We start from the raw sequence: 17,745 nt of genomic DNA on the forward strand, positions 1-17,745 counted from the left end.
CTCTTGCGGATTAGGAGAGGCCGGGGCGCCGCGACGCGACGGTCGCGGCGCCGGACGGTCAGGCGGTCAGCCGCCGGGACAGTTCGTCGGCGACGTCCCGGGCGATCTGCGGCGGGATGGCCTCGGCGATCTTCTCCGGCGGCAGCCCGGCCAGCACCCCGGAGACGATCTGTTCCTCGTCGGTGAAGTCCTTGCCGGACAGCTCGTTCACCTGCGCCACCAGCGCCGGCCAGGCGCGCAGCATCGCCAGCATCTGCTGCAACGGCGAGTTCGCCATCGGCGGGTTCACGAGCCCCGTGGTGTTGACCGGCGAGATGAGCCAGTTGCGCAGGTTCTGCAGGTCGGCCAGGACGTCGCCGACGGTACGGTTCTTGGCGCCGGTGTCGCGGATGAGCTTGTCGGTCTGTTCCATGTCGTCCTCCGGTTTCGCGATGGCGATCATCCCGATCGCGGTCAGGTAGCGGCGGAACAGCGGGGTCTGGTCCCGGCCCGCCTTCGTGGAGTCGCGGAAGAAGCTGAAGTGGGTGTGGAACAGGTGGCTGCTGTCGCCGCCGGTGCGCCGTCCCAGCCGGTCCCAGCGGCGTACGGTCCGCCCGTCCGGGGAGTAGATGATCTCCCGGATGTCCCGGGTGTCCGCCGCGTTCGCCACGCACTGCGCCACCATCCAGGTGGAGAACGTCCGCAGGTTGTGCGTGCCGCCACCGGAGCGGACGGAGAACGTGCCGACGTCCAGCGCCGACGCGTACAGCGTGAGCCCGGACCGGTCCCGGTTGGACTCCACCACCGAGTAGTCGTTCGTGACGACCCGGTCGGAGCCGCAGTGGTAACCGCCGCGGTGGTTGACGTCGCCGACGATGCCGACCTCCGCCGGCTCCAGGTCGTCGGCGCGTACGGCCTTCTTGTCGACGTTGAGGTACGTGAGTAACAGGTTCCGGACGGCCAGCAGGTTCGCCGGGGCCGACGTCATGACAGATCCCCTTCCGATCGATGACCGGCGAGGGCACGACAACCACACCGCGTGATGACATGCGATCCGCGGACGCGCCCCGCCGGATAACTGCACGGCACCGGGCACTTGCTCCGAGCTTAACCACGGTTCGGCAGAAGTGCCCAGCTCAGGGGCGGTTTTTTGAACTATCAGCCCGCTGTGGACGGTGCCGGCACGAGCGGCAGCACCAGTGCCGAGGGATGCTCGCGATCGTGGAGGATCTCCCGCCATCCAGCACGGAGGGTCACAGCGGTGCCGAGCGGCTCACCGGTGCCGGGATTGCGCGCGTAGCGCGGATGGGCGCCGCCGGAGACCTGCACCCGCAGCCGGTGCCCGGGCGCGAAGCGGTACGCCGTGGGCCAGAGCGTCACCGGCACGGTGACCACTCCGGACGGATCTCGCGGGAACCGGCCGGGCTCGACGCGGACCAGCCCGTCGCAGACGTTCCACGAGCGCCCGCGCCGGTCCACGTCGCACAGACGCACGAACACGTCCAGGTACGACAGTTCGCTGCGCAGGTGGATCTCGGCGCGTACCGGCCCGGCCACCTCGACCGGCTCACGCAGCGGCTCGCTGGTGTAGGTGAGCACGTCCGGGCGCGCCTCGACCGGCCGGTTGTCCACCGCACCGGCCCGCTGGGCCACCAGCAGCGGGCCGCCGAGCGACGGGGTGGGGTCGGCCGGGTCGTACCAGATCCGGTCCGGTGCGCCGTGCTCCTGCGGCTCCGGGGCCAGCCCGCCGGCGGATCGCAGATGCCATCGGGCGGGGGTGGCCGGTGGCGGCCAGTCCGGCAGGTCGCGCCAGCCGCCGCCGTCGCCGCCGACGTGCACCCGTACCGGCGCGCGGTCCGGCCCGGGCCGCCCGGCCAGGTGGGTGTCGAGCCAGTCCAGGCCCTCCCGCAGCGACGCCAGGAGCAGCCCCGGGCTGCCGTGCGTCCACGGCCCGACTACCAGGCGGGTCCGCGTCCCGGCGGCCCGCAGGCGGGCGTAGTCGTCGAGCTGGGCCGGCAGGAAGATGTCCTGCCAGCCGCTGACCATCGCCACCGGGGCCCGGACCTCGGTGATCCGGTCGCCGAAGACCCGGGTACGCCAGTAGTCGGCGCCGGGCGTGTGGTGGCGCAGCCACTCCTGGAAGAACGGCACCGTCACGCCGGTGGCGACCCGGTCGGCCTCGGCCAGCGGCAGATGCGCCAGGGCCCGGGCGAGGCGGGGCTGACCGCGCTTGAGTTCCCACTGCCGGGCCAGCCAGGGCACGGTCTGCGCCTGGAGCAGCTCGGCCCAGGTGAGCACCGTGTCGAGGGCGAACGACTCTCCCGCGTACGTCGAGTCGCGGGTGCCCGACGCGGTCACCACGGCGACCATCGCGCGCAGCTCGTCGCCCGCCTCGGCGGCGAGCGCCCACTGCACGAAGCCCTGGTAGCTGGCGCCGAACATGCCGAACGCGCCGGTCCACCACCGCTGGCGGCGCAGCCAGTCGAGTGTGTCGAGACCGTCGTCGCGCTCGTGCACCAGCGGCGCGAACTCGCCGCCGGAGCCGAACGTGCCGCGGCACGACTGGATCACCACGTGGAAGCCCCGCTCGGCGATCAGGCGGCCGAGCAGCCGGATCGGCCCGCCCCGCCCGTACGGGGTGCGGATCAGCACGCACGGCGCGGCGGGCAGGCCGGGCGCGTAGTGGTCGGTGCGCAGCGTCACTCCGTCGCGTACCCGGACCGGGATGTCCCGGGTGACGGTGACCCGCCCGGTGCGGGCGGCGGGCAGTCGCAGCGCCGCGGTGGCCGCCCGGGTGACCAGCCGCACGATCAGGCGTCTCCGGACGCGGCGCCACGGCGGGGCGCGGCGCGGATCTCGTCCCGGTGGGTGCGCATGGAGTGCACCATCTCGGCCATGAACCGGTGCACCACGGCCAGCTCGTCGTCGCTGAAGCGGTCCATCACGTCGTCGGTACGGCGGCCCAGCGGCCCGAAGAAGCTCTGCGCCAGCGTGGCGCCCCGGTCGGCGTAGTGCAGGAGGATCTTGCGGCGGTCGGCGGTGTCCCGGTCGCGCCGGATGTGGCCGCCGCGCTCCAGGCGGTCGACGAGCGCGGTCACCGAGCCGGAGGAGATGTTGAGCGCCTCGCCGAGCCGGCCGGGGGTGATCGGGTCGCCCACCAGCTCGGCCTCCATCACCGCGATCAGGGCGTACAGGTCGGTGGCGTTGAGCCCGTGCAGCCCGGCGAACGCGTGCCCGATGTGCTGCGCATCGACCGAGTAGCGGCGCAGGTCGTTTGTGATGTCGGCGACCATGCGACCGCGTGGGTCGTCGCGCCGCCGGTACATCCTGTGCGCCGTCACCGCTTGCCGCCACCCCCTGTCGAACAGCTCCGGTTGCAGCATAGAACCACCCCGGATAATCTCGCTTATCAAGATACTCGTTAAAAAAGAATTCCCCGCGATCAATACTGTGAGGGCATCAGATGTCTCTGTTCACCCGCGTCGTCCGGGGCCGGCTGGCCGCCTGGCTCACGCTGGCCGCCGCACTCGTCGTCGGCGTGGTCGCCTTCGGGCTACCGAAGCCGGACAATCCGGCGCCCGTCTCCGACACCGGCCTGTCCGTGGAGTGGCAGTCGACGCAGGTTGAGCGGCTCCAGGAACAGTTGCCCTCCAAGGACGCCCAGACCGCCCTGGTGGTGGTCAGCCGCGCCGACCAGGCCCCGCTGAGCGGGGCCGACCGCAGCGTGCTCGACGGCCTGGGCGGCGAGTTGAACTCGCTCGCCGCCGGCGGGCGGGTCTCCCCCGCCCAGGTCTCCCCGGACGGCACTGTGGCGCTGGTCGCGGTGCCGCTGTCCACCGAGGGCGGCCCGTCGGCGGTGGTCGACGAGGTGGAGAAGCTCCGCGAGGCGGTCGGTGACCTGCCCGGCGAGCTGACCGTCGAGGTCACCGGCGGCCCGGCGTTCACCGCCGACCTGGGCAAGGTGTTCCAGGGTGCGGACACCACGCTGCTGCTGGTCACCGCCGCCGTGGTGGCGGTGCTGCTGCTCGTCACCTACCGCAGCCCGTTCCTGTGGCTCGTACCGCTGCTGGTGGTGGGCGCCACCGAGCAGATCACGCTGCGCGTGGTGGAGTCCCTCGTCCCCGCCTTCGGCATCTACCTGCCCAGCGGTCAGGTCACCGGCATCGCCAGCGTGCTGGTGTTCGGCGCCGCCACCAACTACGCGCTGCTGCTCATCGCCCGCTACCGGGAGGAGCTGCGCCGCGAGGAGGACAGGTTCGCCGCCATGCGCTCGGCGCTGCGCCGTACCGCCGAGCCGATCCTGGCCAGCGGCAGCACCGTCGTCCTCGGCGTGCTCACGCTGCTGCTGTCCGAGCAGGAGACCAACCGGGCGCTCGCCATCGCCTGCGCCACCGGTGTGATCCTCGCCATGCTCTGCGCCCTGTTCGTGCTCCCCGCCGCCCTGCTGCTGTTCGGCCGGGGCCTGTTCTGGCCGTTCATCCCCCGCGTCGGCAGCGCCGCCCGCGAGGGCCGGATCTGGGGCCGCCTCGGCGAGCTGGTGGTCCGCCGGCCGCTGCCGGTCGCCGCGCTCGCCGTCCTGCTGCTCGCCGGCCTCGCCCTCGGCGGCCTCGGCATCCGCACCGGGCTGTCCGAGACCGAGCAGTTCAGCGAGAAGCCCGAGGCGGTCGCCGGAGCCGAGACGCTCGCCCGGGCGTTCCCGGCCGGCAGCACCCAGCCGGTCGCGGTGCTCACCACCCCGCAGGCCGCCCAGGCGGTCCTCGCCGCGGCCGGCGGCGTCGACGGGGTCGCCTCGGCCCGCCCCGGCGCCGCCGGGGACCGGGTCGCCCAGATCGACGTGGTGCTCACCGCCGAGCCGGGCAGCGCCGCCTCCGACCGGGCCGTGGTGGCGCTGCGCGACGCCGTGGCCGCCGTACCGGACTCCGCCCCGCCCGCCGTGGACGGCGCGGACGCCCCCGACGGCGCGCTGGTCGGTGGCTCGGTCGCGGCGACCTACGACTCGAACGAGGCGAACACCAAGGACCTCAAGCTGATCCTGCCGCTCATCCTGCTGCTGGTCGGCGCGGTGCTGGTGCTGCTGCTGCGCGGGCTCCTGGCGCCGCTGCTGCTGGTGCTCACAGTCATCGCCTCGTTCTTCGCCAGCCTCGGCGCGGCCTGGCTGCTCTTCGACCACGTGCTGGACTTCCCGGCGCTGGACAGCGGAGTGCTGCTGCTCGCGTTCGTGTTCCTGGTGGCGCTCGGCGTCGACTACAACATCTTCCTGGTCACCCGGGCTCGGGAGGACGCGCGCCGCACCGGCACCCGCGACGGCATGCTGTCGGCGCTGCGGGTCACCGGCGGCGTGATCACCAGCGCGGGCGTGCTGCTCGCGGCGGTGTTCGCGGTGCTCGGCGTGCTGCCGCTGATCACCCTCACCCAGATCGGCATCATCGTCTGCGTCGGCGTGCTGCTGGACACGCTGCTGGTCCGGACGGTGCTGGTACCGGCGCTGGCGTTCCTGCTCGGCGACCGCTTCTGGTGGCCCGGCCGGATCACCCGGTCCGCCGACGCGCCCGCCACGACGCCGGCCGAGCCGGTCGCCGCGCGGAACTGACCGGACGGGCGGGGGCCGGCGCGTACGCCGGCCCCCGCCCGTTCGTCCGGTCGATCAGAAACTCAGGCACTCGCACTCGGTCATCAGCGCCCGCACGTTGCGCACGTACTGCGGGTTCGGGATGGTGAGCGGCTGATCCTCCCGCGCCACCGCGCCGTGCCCGTAGTTGTAGGCCGCGATCACGGCGTTGAGCAGGCAGGAGTTCAGCTCACTCGTGCACAGTGAGGCGTCGAGCCGGTAGTCGGACTCGAAGTACATGTCGCCGATGTACTTGGTCAGCCAGGCCAGGTAGGTGCCGCCCAGGTAGGCGTTGTCCCGGTAGGCGTCGATGTCGTACGACTGGCCGAAGCGCTGGTTCATCCACTCCGCCGTGGCCGGCATGACCTGCATCAGCCCGACCCCGCCGTCACAGGCGACGATGTTGGACTGCCACCCGCTCTCCTGCCAGGCGGTGGCCTTCATCAACGCCGACGGGATGCGGATGTCCGGCGCCGAGGTAGGCCAGTAGGTCCGCGCCGCCGCGTCGGCGAGCGCCGCCTTCACCTGGCTCTGACTGGCCTTGGTGCCCCGGTAGCTCGGCTTGCAGCCGTCGTCCACCGGCTTCGGCGGCGCCGGTGGCACCTGGGTCTCGGTCGGCGGCTTCGGCCGGGCCAGCGGCGCCGTGGTCGTGCGGGTCGGCTTGGCCCGCGGCTTCGGTTTCGCCGACGCGCTCGGGCTGGGCCGGCCGCCCATCGCCGCGACCGCCGGCGGCTCCTCGCTCGGCGCGTCGGCCGGCGCCTCCTGCGGTTGCTCCGCCGGTGCCGCCGTGGGCAGGTCCGCAGCGACCTCCCGGACCGGCCGTTCCTCCTCGCCGCACGCCGTCAGCGTGGCCGCCGCGACCAGTGCCACCACCGTCACGGCCCACCGGCCGAGTCCTCGCCGCATCGGACCTCCCCGTAGTCCCCCGTCGGCGCACCCTAGCAAGGATCGACAGGTCCGGGGGGTACCCGGAACGCGGACCGGCGGCCCCGGGGCCGGGGCGGCGACTCCCCCGCCACCGCGTCGGCCGGCCCCTCGTCCGGCTCCGCGCCGGCGGACCGTTCCTCCCGGTCCGCGCCGCCCGGTCGCCCGTCCCGGTCGGTCAGGCGGTCCCGGGTCGCCCACGCCACCACGAACACGGTGGTCCAGGCGACGCCCAGCAGGACCGCCGTGACGGTGCCGCTCGCCGTACTGAAGCCCAGGTAGAGCCGTGCGCCGGTGACGGTGACAACGCCCGCCGACGCGACCGTCCAGACCGCCGCGCCCACCGGCCAGCGGGCGCCGTGCGACAGCAGCCAGGCGAGCGTGCCGAAGCTCGCGGTCACCACCGCGTTCTGCGTCGGGAACAGGTCACCGGGGCGGTCCGGGCCGCCCGGGCCGGTCAGGTCCGCGACGACGACGAGCAACACCAGCGGCACGGCGGCGCCGACGGTGCCCAGCACCCCGAGCGGGTCCGCCCGCCACGCCCGGCCGCGCCGGGCCACCACGGCGGCCACCACCGCCACCGCGGCGATCAGCACCCAGCCGCGCAGCACCGACACCGCCGGCAGCGCCGTGTCGACCACCCCGGGGGTACGCCGGGCGGCGAACCAGTCGGCGACCAGCCCGTCGAGGACGTACAGCCCGCTCTGCGCGACCACCGCCTCCAGCAGGACCGCCACGGCCAGCCCGGCGACGAACAGCAGCGCCAGACCCAGCGCCAGGTTGATCAGCAGCGTCCAGGCCGGGCCGACCCGCATGGCGACCAGGAAGAACAGCACCCCGTACCGGGCCCGCAGCCAGCGCAGCGGCGGCAACGCGGCGGCCCGTGCGGCCAGCGCGCGTACCGGGTCCGGGTTGCGGCCCAGCCAGCGGCCGGCGAGCACGACGGCGAGCAGGCACAGCAGCAGGGCCAGCACCGCGCCGGTGGCCCGGCCGAGCAGCTTCGACACCCGCTCGTACGACTCACCGGCCAGGTAGCCGGCGAGCACCGAGGCGCCGACCCAGCTCGCCACCCCGGCCAGGTTCCACGGCGCGAACCGCCGGTACGGCATCCCGGCCGACCCGGCCAGCCGGGGCGCCAGCGTGCGGGCGAACGCGATCCAGCGGGCCGCGAGCACACCCCGGCCGCCGAGGCGCTCCAGCAGCGAGTCGGCCCGCCGCCACCGGTGCGCGCCGATCCGGGCACCCACCCCGGAGGCACGCAGACGGGGGCCGTAGCGGCGGCCGGCCCGCCACGCGAGTGTGTCTCCGATCACGGCGGCGGCGGTCATCGCCACCAGCACGGGCGCGAGGCGCAGCGTCCCCGCGTACGCTAGGAAGCCGACCAGAAGCAGGGTCGCCTCGCCGGGCATCAGCAGCCCGACGATCACCGCGGTCTCCGCCGCGACGATCGCCGCGGCGGCCACGTAGATCAGCAGGGGCGGCAGCTCCTGCAGCCAGCTCAGCAGGTCAGGCATCGGACACCCCGCACGGGTGTCAGCATGCCAGTCGCTGGAACGGTCGGCACAGCACTTTCGACGCAGATCCGGGTTGTCTCGGGGTGACCCCGAGACGTGCCCCGGCAACCGCAGACAGGAGTATGGAGGGTATGCAGCTACGCACCGACCTCCGCAACGTCGCCATCATCGCCCACGTCGACCACGGCAAGACGACCCTGGTCGACGCCATGTTGCGGCAGGCCGGCGCCTACGGCGCCCGTGGTGAGAACACCGAGCGGGTCATGGACTCGATGGACCTCGAGCGCGAGAAGGGCATCACCATCCTCGCCAAGAACACCGGCGTGCGGTACCTGCCGGCGGACGGCTCGGAACCGGTCACCATCAACATCATCGACACCCCCGGTCACGCCGACTTCGGCGGCGAGGTCGAGCGCGGCCTGACCATGGTCGACGGTGTGGTGCTGCTCGTCGACGCCAGCGAGGGCCCCCTGCCGCAGACCCGGTTCGTGCTCCGTAAGGCGCTGCGCGCCCGGCTGCCGATCATCCTGGTGATCAACAAGGTGGACCGTCCGGACGCCCGGATCAAGGAGGTCGTGGACGACACCTACGAGCTGTTCCTCGACCTGGACGCCGACGAAGAGCAGATCGACTTCCCGATCGTCTACGCCTGCGCCCGCGACGGCATCGCCTCGCTGACCCAGCCCGCCGACGGCGCCGTCCCGGACGACAGCAGCAACCTGGAGCCGCTGTTCCGCACGCTGCTGGACACCATCCCCGCGCCCGCGTACGACGAGGGCGCGCCGCTGCAGGCGCACGTCACCAACCTCGACGCCTCGCCGTTCCTGGGCCGGCTCGCGCTGTGCCGGGTCCGCCAGGGCACCATCAGCAAGGGCCAGACCGTGGCCTGGTGCCGCACCGACGGCAGCACCCAGCGGGTGCGCATCTCCGAGCTGCTGATGACCGAGGGCCTGGAGCGCAAGCCGGCCGAGTCCGCCGGGCCGGGCGACATCATCGCCGTCGCCGGCATCCCGGAGATCATGATCGGTGAGACGCTCGCCGACGCCGAGAACCCGGTCCCGCTGCCGCTGATCACCGTGGACGAGCCGGCCATCTCGATGACCATCGGCACCAACACCTCGCCGCTCGTCGGCCGGGTCAAGGGCGCCAAGGTCACCGCCCGGATGGTCAAGGACCGGCTCGACAAGGAGCTGATCGGCAACGTCTCGCTGCGGGTGCTGCCCACCGAGCGGCCGGACGCCTGGGAGGTGCAGGGCCGCGGTGAGCTGGCCCTGGCGATCCTGGTCGAGCAGATGCGCCGCGAGTCCTTCGAGCTGACCGTCGGCAAGCCGCAGGTCGTCACCAAGGAGATCGACGGCAAGACCTGCGAGCCGGTCGAGCGGCTGACCATCGACTCCCCGGAGGAATACCTCGGCGCCATCACCCAGCTCCTGGCCACCCGCAAGGGCCGGATGGAGCAGCTGGTCAACCACGGCACCGGCTGGATCCGGATGGAGTGGCTGGTCCCGGCGCGCGGCCTGATCGGCTTCCGCACCGAGTTCCTCACCGAGACCCGCGGCACCGGCATCCTGCACCACGTCTTCGAGTCGTACGAGCCGTGGTTCGGCGAGCTGCGCACCCGCAACAACGGGTCGCTCGTCGCCGACCGCGCCGGTTCGGTCACCGCGTTCGCGATGACCAACCTCCAGGAGCGCGGCCAGCTCTTCGTCGAGCCCACCACCGAGGTGTACGAGGGCATGATCGTCGGTGAGAACTCCCGCTCCGACGACATGGACGTCAACATCACCAAGGAGAAGAAGCTCACCAACATGCGCTCGTCGACCGCCGACGAGACCGAGAAGCTGATCCCGCCGCGCAAGCTGTCCCTGGAGCAGGCCCTGGAGTTCTGCCGCGAGGACGAGTGCGTCGAGGTCACCCCGGCCGCGGTGCGCATCCGCAAGGTGGTGCTCGACCAGCAGCAGCGTGGCCGGGCCGCCGCCCGCCGCAAGCACGCCGGCTGACCCACCAGCTCACCAGCCCCACCCGGAGCCCGGCCCGCCCCTCGGCGGACCGGGCTCCCCCCTTCCCCTCCCCACCGCTGCCGCCCATCGCTGGACGATCATGAGGTTGGCGGCAGTCCTGGAGATCAAATCCGCCGCCAACTTCATGATCGACGGGTCGGGTGCGAGAGGGCGCGACGGGCGGCCACGGGGTGCAGGGCGGCGGGCGGCGGGCGGCAACGAGGGCGGGGCCGGCAGGGTGGGGTCAGTGGGGCTTGGTGGCCTCCAGGGCCAGGACGTCGGGGATCGGGCCGGAGCCGGACTCGACCACCCGGGTCAGCCGCAGGCCGGCGCCCGCCACGGCGTCCAGCAGGCCGGCCAGCGGCAGGTGCCACGCGCCGACCCGCGCCCGCACCCCGGTCGCGTTCCACGAGCGGACCGTGCGGTCCCGCGAGGCGTACCCGCCGTCGATCACGATCCGCTCCGGCTCGGACCGGTCGGCGAACGCACCCACGAAACACGGGTGCACGCCGACGTGCACCAGGCGGCCGCCGGGTGCCAGCACCCGCGCCGCCTCGGCGACGGCCGCCGGATAGTCCGGCATGTCGGTGTGCGCGAGCACGCAGACCACCGCCGGTACGGCGCCGGCGGACAGCGGCAACGCCGTCGCGTCGGCACGGGCCACCGGCAGCCGGGCACGGGCGTGGCGTAGCTGCCCGCCGGACAGGTCCACCCCCACCGGTGTCCATCCGAGACGCTTCAGCTCGGCGGCGTGCGCCCCGGTACCGCAGCACAGGTCCACGCAGCGGCCGGGGCCGTCCCCCAGCAGGTCGGCCAGCACCGACCGGACCCGGTCCATGTAGACCGACGAGGTCTCGCTGGCGTACTCCTCGTACCAGTCGGCGATGTCGTCGTACAACGGGGTCGTCATCTCCGCACGCTAGCCCGCACCCGCGCCCGCCGCTGCCCCGCGCACGCCACGAAGATCCGCTACGGTGCGCTCATGACCTGGGAGGAACTCGACGCACACCTGGACCGGGTGCCCGGCACCGTCTCCGCGTACGTGGGCCGCCCCGGCGCGCGGCCGACGTGGACGCGGCGGGCCGACGCCACCCACTACGCGGCGAGCACCATGAAGCTGGCCGTGCTGGTGGCGCTGTTCCGCGCCGCCGAGGCGGGCCGGCTCGACCTGGACGCGCCGGTGCCGGTGCGCAACTCGTTCGACTCCGCGCTGCCGGGCGCGCCCCGGTTCGCAAACGACCGCGACTACGACAACGACGACGCGGTCTGGGATCGCGTCGGCGGCGAGGCGCCGCTGCGCTGGCTCGCCGAACGGATGATCGTCCGGTCCAGCAACCTCGCCACGAACATCTGCATCGGCGAGGTGGGGCTGCCCGCCGTGGCGCAGGCGTGGGCGCTCGCCGGTGCCCGGCACAGCGTCACCGGCCGCGGCATCGAGGACTTCGCCGCCCGCGACTCCGGCATCGACAACCTGGTCACCGCCGCCGACCTGGCGGGCCTGCTCGGTGAGCTGGCGCTCGGCGCGACCCGGCCCGGCCCGCTCGCCTCACCGGCCGGCTGCGCCGCCATGCTCGACGTGCTCGTCGCCCAGGAACACCGCGAGGACCTGGCCGCCGGGCTGCCCGACGGCACCCGGATCGCGCACAAGGGCGGCTGGGTACGCGGCGTTCGCCACGGCGCGGGCGTGGTGTTCCCGGACGACGCGCCGCCGTACACGATCGTCGTCTGCACCACCACCGAGCTGGCCGACGGCGGCGCGGACGGTGACGAGGTCTCCGACGACGCCTGCCGGCTGATCGCGCACGTCTCCGAGCGGGTCTGGGCCGCGCGGCACGACCTGGCCGGCTGACCCGGCTACTCCAGCAGCCGCTCGCGCAGCGCGGCGCGGTGCGCGTCGGTCACCCCCAGACCGTCGCGCAGGTACGCGTCGAACGAGCCGTGCGCGCGGCGCACCTCGTCGTAGGCGGCGTCCAGGTATTCCGGGCGCACCTCCAGCAGCGGCCGGGCCACCGCCGGGTCCAGGTCCGGCCGGCGCTGGATCATCGCGGACAGCAGCACCTCGCGCAGGCTCTCGGTCAGCTCGTTGTGCACCAGGTAGTCGGCGCGGATCGCCTCCTCCTCCACGCCCAGCGCGGTCAGCAGCACCACCGACAGCCAGCCGGTGCGGTCCTTCCCGGCCGAGCAGTGGAACAGCAGCGGCAGGTTCGCGCCCTCGGCGGCCAGCCGCACCGCCGCGCCGAAACCGGTCCGCGCCGACTCCCCGGTGACGAACCAGCGGTAGATCGCCGTCATCGCCCCCGGCATGCCCTCGCGGGCCAGCGCCACGTACGCGTCCAGGTCGTGGCCCTGCAGCACCGCCGAGACGTAGGTGAACACCGGGTGCGCCGCGTCGTAGACCGGCAGGTGCACGGTGCGGGGCTCGCCCACCAGCCGGTCCGGCGGGGCCACCGCCTGCTCGTGGACGTCGCGCAGGTCCACCACGCACGCCGGGCCGAGTTTGCTCAGCACCGGCAGGTCCTCGTCGGTGAGCCGGCCCAGCGCGGGTGTGCGGATGAGCCGCCCCGCCCGTACCCGCCGCCCGTCGCTCGTCGGCAGTCCACCCAGGTCACGCGCGTTCGGCGCGCCCACCAGCTCCCATTCCCGCCCGGCCATCGGCCCTCCCCTGCTCGCCGCCAGTTGGCTATAGGGTGCCCCACATGACGATCGCCGCGGTACGCACCCACCGTCTGTCGGCCCCCTTACACACCCCGTTCGTCACCGCGCTGCGCCGTACCACCACCGTGGACACGCTGGTCGTGGAGGTGGTCGACGGCGACGGCCGGTCCGGTTTCGGGGAGGCGCCGCAGGTCTGGCAGGTCACCGGCGCGTCGGTGGCGGGTGCCGAGGCGTGCGTACGCGAACTGCTCGCGCCACTGCTGATCGGCCGCGACGCCGACGACCTCCAGGCAGCAGGCGCGCTGGTGCGCCGCGCCGTGGTGGGCAACGAGTCGGCGAAGGCGGCGCTCGACGTGGCGCTGCACGACCTGGCCGCGCGGCGGCTCGGCGTACCCCTGGTGCGCCTGCTCGGTGGCACGGCGCTGCGCGTGCCGACCGACGTCACGCTGGCCGCCGGTGACGCGGTCGACCTGGCCGCGACGGCGGCGCGGCGCGGCGCCGAGGGGTTCAGCGTGCTCAAGCTCAAGGTCGGCACCGACGCCCGCGGCGACCTGGACCGGGTCCGCGCGGTGCGGGCCGCGGTCGGCCCGGACGTGCGGATCCGGCTGGACGCCAACCAGGGCTGGACGCCCCGGGAGGCGGTGCGGGTGATCCGGGCGATCGAGGACGCGGGGCTCGACGTGGAACTGGTCGAGCAGCCGGTGCACCGCCGCGACCTGGACGGGCTGGCCTGGGTCAGCGACCGGGTGGACCTGCCGATCCTGGCCGACGAGTCCGTCTTCGACGTGCGCGACCTGGTCGAGGTGATCCGGCGGCGCGCCGCCGACATGGTCAACGTGAAGCTGGCCAAGTGCGGCGGCCTGCAACCGGCCCGCACGCTGCTCGACCTGGCCGCCGCGCACGGCATGGGCACCATCGTCGGTTCGATGATGGAGGGCCCGGTGGGGGTCGGCGCCGCGGCCAGCCTGGTCGCCGCGTCCGGCACCACCGCCGTGTCGGACCTCGACGCCGCCTGGTGGCTGGCCTGGTCGCCGGTCACCGGGGGCATCCGGTACGAGGGCGCGAGCGTGCTGCTGCCGGACGCTCCGGGCCTGGGGGTCACCGGCCTACGTGAAGCTAAAATTCAGACAAGTGGTTGAGCAACGTCAGAATTTTTCATATGGTCGCCCGGACGACCACCGGAGAGAGGGGTACGCGTGGCACCTCAGCCCGGCCGCCGGGCCGTCGTACGGGTACCGGTGGCGACCCTGTGGACCGCTCCCGAGGCGGTACGCCCGATCGACTGCCCCGCCCTCGCCGGCTCGCCCGACGTCGCCGCCTGGATCGCCGGCATGGACCGCGACCAGCTCGTCGGTGACTGCGTCCTGACCCAGCTGCTGCTCGGCGAGCCGGTGCGCGTCACCGAGTCCCGGCCGGACGGCTGGGTGCGGGTGGTGGCGCTGGGCCAGCCAGCGGCGAAGCTCGGCGCCGACGGCTACCCGGGCTGGCTGCGGGCCGCCCACCTGGCCGACGCCGACCCGGCCGACACCGTCCCGTCCGACAGCGTCCCCGCCGGCCCCGCTCCGGCCGGCCTCGCCGCGTCCGGCGCGGCGCGATCGGACCCCGCCTCGGCCGGACCGGCAGCGGTCGGCACCGGTCCGGCCGGTCCCGGTCCCGCTCCGGCCGGTTCCGGCCCGGCGGCCGACGGTCCGCTGACGGTCGACGTGGCCCGCACCGCGTTGCGTGCCGCACCCGGCGGCGACGCGGCGCTCACCGGCGTGGTCCTCGGCACCCGGCTCACCCCGGCCGGGCCGGCGGTGGACGGCAGGCGCCCGGTCCGCGTACCCGGGCGGGCCGACCCGCTCTGGGCCCCGGAGGACGACCTGGTGCCGCTGCCCGCCGAGCGCCCCGAGGCCGAGGAGGTGCTCGCGGTCGCCGAACGGCTGCGCGACCTGGTCTACGTCTGGGGCGGCATGTCCACCGACGGCATCGACTGCTCCGGGCTGGTGCACCTGGCCTGGCGGCGGTACGGGATCACGCTCCCCCGCGACGCCGACGACCAGGCGGCGGCGACCTCGCGGGTGCCGCTGGACGCCGAACGCCCCGGCGACCTCTACTTCTTCGCCCGGCCCGGCCGGCGCATCCACCACGTCGGGATCGTGTCGGCCGAGCCGCGCGGCGGCCGGCGCCGGATGCTGCACGCCTGCTACCTGACCCGCCGGGTGGTCGAGGAGGAGCTACCGGCCGACCGGACCGCCACCCTCGTCGGCGCCCACCGCGTCTGACCGCCGACACGCCGCGGGGCGCCCCCGGCACGGGAGCGCCCCGGACGGGACGGGTGGGTCAGCGGCGGGCCTGGGCCAGTTCCCGGCGCCGGTCCCGCGACGACTTCGCCAGGCTGGCGGCGGTGGCCACACCCAGGGTGCCGAGGATGACCGTCAGCGACAGCCAGATCGGGATGTGCGGGGCCCACGCCACGTGCTCGCCGCCGTTGATGAACGGCAGGTTGTTCTCGGCCAGCGCCTCCAGCATCAGCTTCACGCCGATGAAGCCGAGCACCACGGCGAGGCCGTAGCTGAGGTAGATGAGCCGGTCCAGCAGGCCGCCGAGCAGGAAGTAGAGCTGCCGCAGTCCCATCAGCGCGAACACGTTCGCGGTGAAGACCAGGTACGGCTCCTGGGTGATGCCGAAGATCGCCGGGATCGAGTCCAGCGCGAAGATCAGGTCGGTGGTGCCGATCGCGATCATCACGATGAGCATCGGGGTGAAAAGGCGTCGCCCGTGCTCGTGGGTGGTCATCCGCGCCCCGTCGTAGTCACGGGACAGCGGGAGCGCCTTGCGGCTCCACCGGATCAGCAGGTTCTCGCTGAACTCGTCCTCGTCCGGCTCGCCCTGCCGGGCCAGGTTCACCGCGGTGTAGATGAGGAACGCGCCGAAGATGTAGAACACCCAGGAGAACTGGGAGATCAGCGCCGCGCCGGCCGCGATGAAGCCACCCCGCATGATCAGCGCCAGGATGATGCCGACGAGCAGCACCTTCTGCTGGTACTGCCGGGGCACCCCGAACCGGGCCATGATGATCACGAAGACGAAGAGGTTGTCCACCGAGAGGCTGTACTCGGTGAGCCAGCCGGTGTAGAACTCGCCTGCGACGCGGCCACCCGCGGTCAGCCAGAGCACCACGCCGAAGATCAGCGCCAGGCCGACGTAGAAGCCCACCCACAGGCTGGACTCCCGGACGCTCGGCTCGTGCGGCCGCCGGCCGATGATGAACAGGTCGGCGAGCAGGACCGCGATCATCGCGATCAGCGTTACCGCCCACACCAATGCGGACACGTTCAAATCCATCCTCCGGCAGACACGCTGCGTCGGGCACACCGTACGCCGGGTGCGGTGCCGGGGTGCGTCGACGCTGACAGGGGTGACTGTCGGAGGTCTCTTCCGCCGGAGCCCGGGTGCCGGGTTCCGACCGGCGGAGCCGGGTCGGGCCACCGGGGGTGCCGGCGCTCTTCCGTGCTGACGACTCCGTCGCGGGGGAATACTCCCCTCCTCGGCCGCCATTGTTCACCATCGCACCCAGGTGGCGCATCTCCGGGGCGTCCGTCGATCTCTCGACGTGCTGTGGCTCACGTCCCGCAGGGCGTCCTAGGAGGCTAGTCATCCTCCGGCGAGGCACGCCGGGACGTCACCCGGGACGCACCGGCGGCGGGCCGGCATGGCAGGCTGCCTGCATGGTTCTTGAGGTCGCGCTGATCGATGTCACGCCCGGACACGAGGACGAGTTCGCCGCCGCCTACGCGCAGGCGCGGCCGATCCTCGCCGGTGCCGAAGGCTGCCGCTCCGTGCGGATGACCAGGGGCGTGGAGTCGCCCACCCGGTTCGTGCTGCTCGTCGAGTGGGACTCGGTCGAGGCGCACGACGTGAACTTCCGCCAGACCGAACGGTTCGCGCAGTGGCGCGGGCTGATCGGCCCGCACTTCGCCGGTCCGCCGCTGGTCGAGCACTTCATCGACGTGCCGGCCTGAACTGTCGTACCCCTGCCGTAGCCTGCGCGCTGCGCGGCCACCGGTCCCGACGGGCATCGGGGGCGCCGGGCCCGGTGGTCGCGCCGCACCGACAGCGGGCCGTACGGGCTCACTCCAGCTCGTGCGGATCGCGCGGCCGGGGCACCGGCGCCGCGCCGAGCCGCCGGGCGACCAGCTCGGCGGAGGCGTCCGCCGGCAGCGCCGCGGCCAGCAGCCGCTCGATGACCCGCTCGTAGTGGGCCACGTCCGCCTCGGCGACCAGCCGCAGGTCGGTGGTGAGCGTCTCCACCAGCACGGTGCGCGGGTCGTCCGGGTCGGGGTAGGCGTAGTACGAGAACGGTGCCAGCGGGTGCGGTCCGTCGCCGCTCGACGCCGCGGACCGCAGCACCCGGACGGTGACGCGGGGCCGTTCGGCGAGCGCGAGCAGGTGCCGCATCTGGTCGCGCCACACGTCGGCGGGCAGGCCGTCCGGGTCGCAGACGCGCTCGTCGACCAGCGCGGTGTAGTGCGGCGGGTCCGGCCGGATCAGCAGTTCCTGGCGTGCGGCTCGGGCGCGCACGTCGGCCTCCACGTCCACCTCGCCGGTCAGCGCCGCGCCGGCCGACACCCGCAATCGGGCGTACGCCGGGGTCTGGAGCAGGCCGGGCACGAGCACGCACTGGTACTCCACGATGCGCTCCGCGCCCGCCTCCAGCTCGGCGTACGCCCGCTGGCGCTCCCCCATCTCGCCGAGCGCCTTGGACCAGCCCCGGCCGGTGGCCGCGTCGCGGGCGATGACGATCAGCTCGTCGCGCTGCGGCGGCGGCACCGCGTAGACGTCGAGCAGGTCGAGCACGTCGGCCAGGTCGGGCCGGCTCTGCCCCAGCTCGATGCGGGACAGCTTCGACGTGGACGCCCAGCCCAGCCGGGTGCAGACCTGTTCGAGCGTGAGCGACTCGCGACGACGCAGCCGGCGCAGCTCCACACCGAGCCTCGCCCTCCGGACCACAGGACTTGCTGACAACGGCATGCACGCCTCCCGGGAGGGAGCGTACGCATCACCGTCACGCTCGGCAATACCT

The 17,745-nt window shown here is 73.5% G+C and carries 15 protein-coding genes; 6 read left to right on the forward strand and 9 right to left on the reverse strand.

The features are described 5' to 3' along the window. Positions 1-58: 58 nt before the first annotated feature. From SM452_RS15585 to SM452_RS15595, 3 genes are all read right to left on the reverse strand, one after another. A complete protein-coding gene (locus SM452_RS15585) occupies positions 59-967 on the reverse strand; it encodes a hypothetical protein (protein ID WP_463840155.1) in 909 nt (302 codons plus the stop codon). Positions 968-1,137: 170 nt separating this feature from the next. Continuing rightward, positions 1,138-2,787, reverse strand: a complete 1,650-nt coding sequence (locus SM452_RS15590; RefSeq protein ID WP_463840156.1) for a CocE/NonD family hydrolase — start codon at positions 2,785-2,787, stop codon at positions 1,138-1,140. Between the two features lie 2 nt (positions 2,788-2,789). Then, entirely contained in the window at positions 2,790-3,305 is a 516-nt protein-coding gene (locus SM452_RS15595; RefSeq protein ID WP_262014697.1) for a MarR family winged helix-turn-helix transcriptional regulator, read from the reverse strand. A 137-nt stretch (positions 3,306-3,442) separates the two neighbouring features. Here SM452_RS15595 and SM452_RS15600 point away from each other — a divergent pair, with 137 nt between their 5' ends. Beyond that, positions 3,443-5,569, forward strand: a complete 2,127-nt coding sequence (locus SM452_RS15600) for an MMPL family transporter (protein WP_463840157.1) — start codon at positions 3,443-3,445, stop codon at positions 5,567-5,569. Between the two features lie 54 nt (positions 5,570-5,623). On the opposite strand, the gene SM452_RS15605 is transcribed toward SM452_RS15600, so the two are convergent. Continuing rightward, positions 5,624-6,493 (reverse strand): lytic transglycosylase domain-containing protein, encoded by an 870-nt coding sequence (locus SM452_RS15605; protein WP_463840158.1) that lies wholly within the window; start codon positions 6,491-6,493, stop codon positions 5,624-5,626. 32 nt (positions 6,494-6,525) lie between these two features. Further along, entirely contained in the window at positions 6,526-8,025 is a 1,500-nt protein-coding gene (locus SM452_RS15610; protein ID WP_463840159.1) for a DedA family protein, read from the reverse strand. Between the two features lie 131 nt (positions 8,026-8,156). Here SM452_RS15610 and typA point away from each other — a divergent pair, with 131 nt between their 5' ends. Further along, positions 8,157-10,025: a translational GTPase TypA gene (gene typA, locus SM452_RS15615; protein WP_355509115.1), complete on the forward strand. Its 1,869-nt coding sequence runs from the start codon at positions 8,157-8,159 to the stop codon at positions 10,023-10,025. 244 nt (positions 10,026-10,269) lie between these two features. On the opposite strand, the gene SM452_RS15620 is transcribed toward typA, so the two are convergent. Next, positions 10,270-10,935 (reverse strand): class I SAM-dependent methyltransferase, encoded by a 666-nt coding sequence (locus tag SM452_RS15620; RefSeq protein WP_355509113.1) that lies wholly within the window; start codon positions 10,933-10,935, stop codon positions 10,270-10,272. A 72-nt stretch (positions 10,936-11,007) separates the two neighbouring features. Between SM452_RS15620 and SM452_RS15625 the strand changes: the two genes are divergently transcribed. After that, the gene (locus SM452_RS15625) at positions 11,008-11,874 is read left to right on the forward strand and encodes a serine hydrolase (RefSeq protein WP_355509111.1); all 867 of its coding nucleotides are present in this window, start codon (positions 11,008-11,010) and stop codon (positions 11,872-11,874) included. A gap of 5 nt (positions 11,875-11,879) precedes the next feature. Here SM452_RS15625 and SM452_RS15630 read toward each other — a convergent pair whose 3' ends face one another. Beyond that, positions 11,880-12,677, reverse strand: coding sequence for a tyrosine-protein phosphatase (locus SM452_RS15630; RefSeq protein ID WP_355509109.1), 798 nt, complete (start codon positions 12,675-12,677; stop codon positions 11,880-11,882). Positions 12,678-12,721: 44 nt separating this feature from the next. Between SM452_RS15630 and SM452_RS15635 the strand changes: the two genes are divergently transcribed. Then, on the forward strand, positions 12,722-13,819 hold the full coding sequence (locus tag SM452_RS15635; protein WP_135241202.1) for a dipeptide epimerase: 1,098 nt from the start codon (positions 12,722-12,724) through the stop codon (positions 13,817-13,819). 57 nt (positions 13,820-13,876) lie between these two features. Continuing rightward, positions 13,877-14,944, forward strand: a complete 1,068-nt coding sequence (locus SM452_RS15640; RefSeq protein ID WP_355509105.1) for a C40 family peptidase — start codon at positions 13,877-13,879, stop codon at positions 14,942-14,944. A 58-nt stretch (positions 14,945-15,002) separates the two neighbouring features. Here SM452_RS15640 and SM452_RS15645 read toward each other — a convergent pair whose 3' ends face one another. Further along, positions 15,003-16,001 carry a TerC family protein gene (locus tag SM452_RS15645; protein WP_366622263.1) on the reverse strand — a complete coding sequence of 333 codons (999 nt, stop codon included), beginning with the start codon at positions 15,999-16,001 and terminating at the stop codon, positions 15,003-15,005. A 389-nt stretch (positions 16,002-16,390) separates the two neighbouring features. On the opposite strand from SM452_RS15645, the gene SM452_RS15650 reads away from it, so the two are divergent. Beyond that, positions 16,391-16,684 carry an antibiotic biosynthesis monooxygenase family protein gene (locus SM452_RS15650; protein WP_013287496.1) on the forward strand — a complete coding sequence of 98 codons (294 nt, stop codon included), beginning with the start codon at positions 16,391-16,393 and terminating at the stop codon, positions 16,682-16,684. Between the two features lie 109 nt (positions 16,685-16,793). Here the strand turns inward: SM452_RS15650 and SM452_RS15655 are convergent, their stop codons facing one another. After that, entirely contained in the window at positions 16,794-17,693 is a 900-nt protein-coding gene (locus SM452_RS15655; protein WP_355509103.1) for a DUF5753 domain-containing protein, read from the reverse strand. Positions 17,694-17,745 lie beyond the last annotated feature (52 nt).

The organism is Micromonospora sp. SYSU B005 (assembly GCF_055362685.1).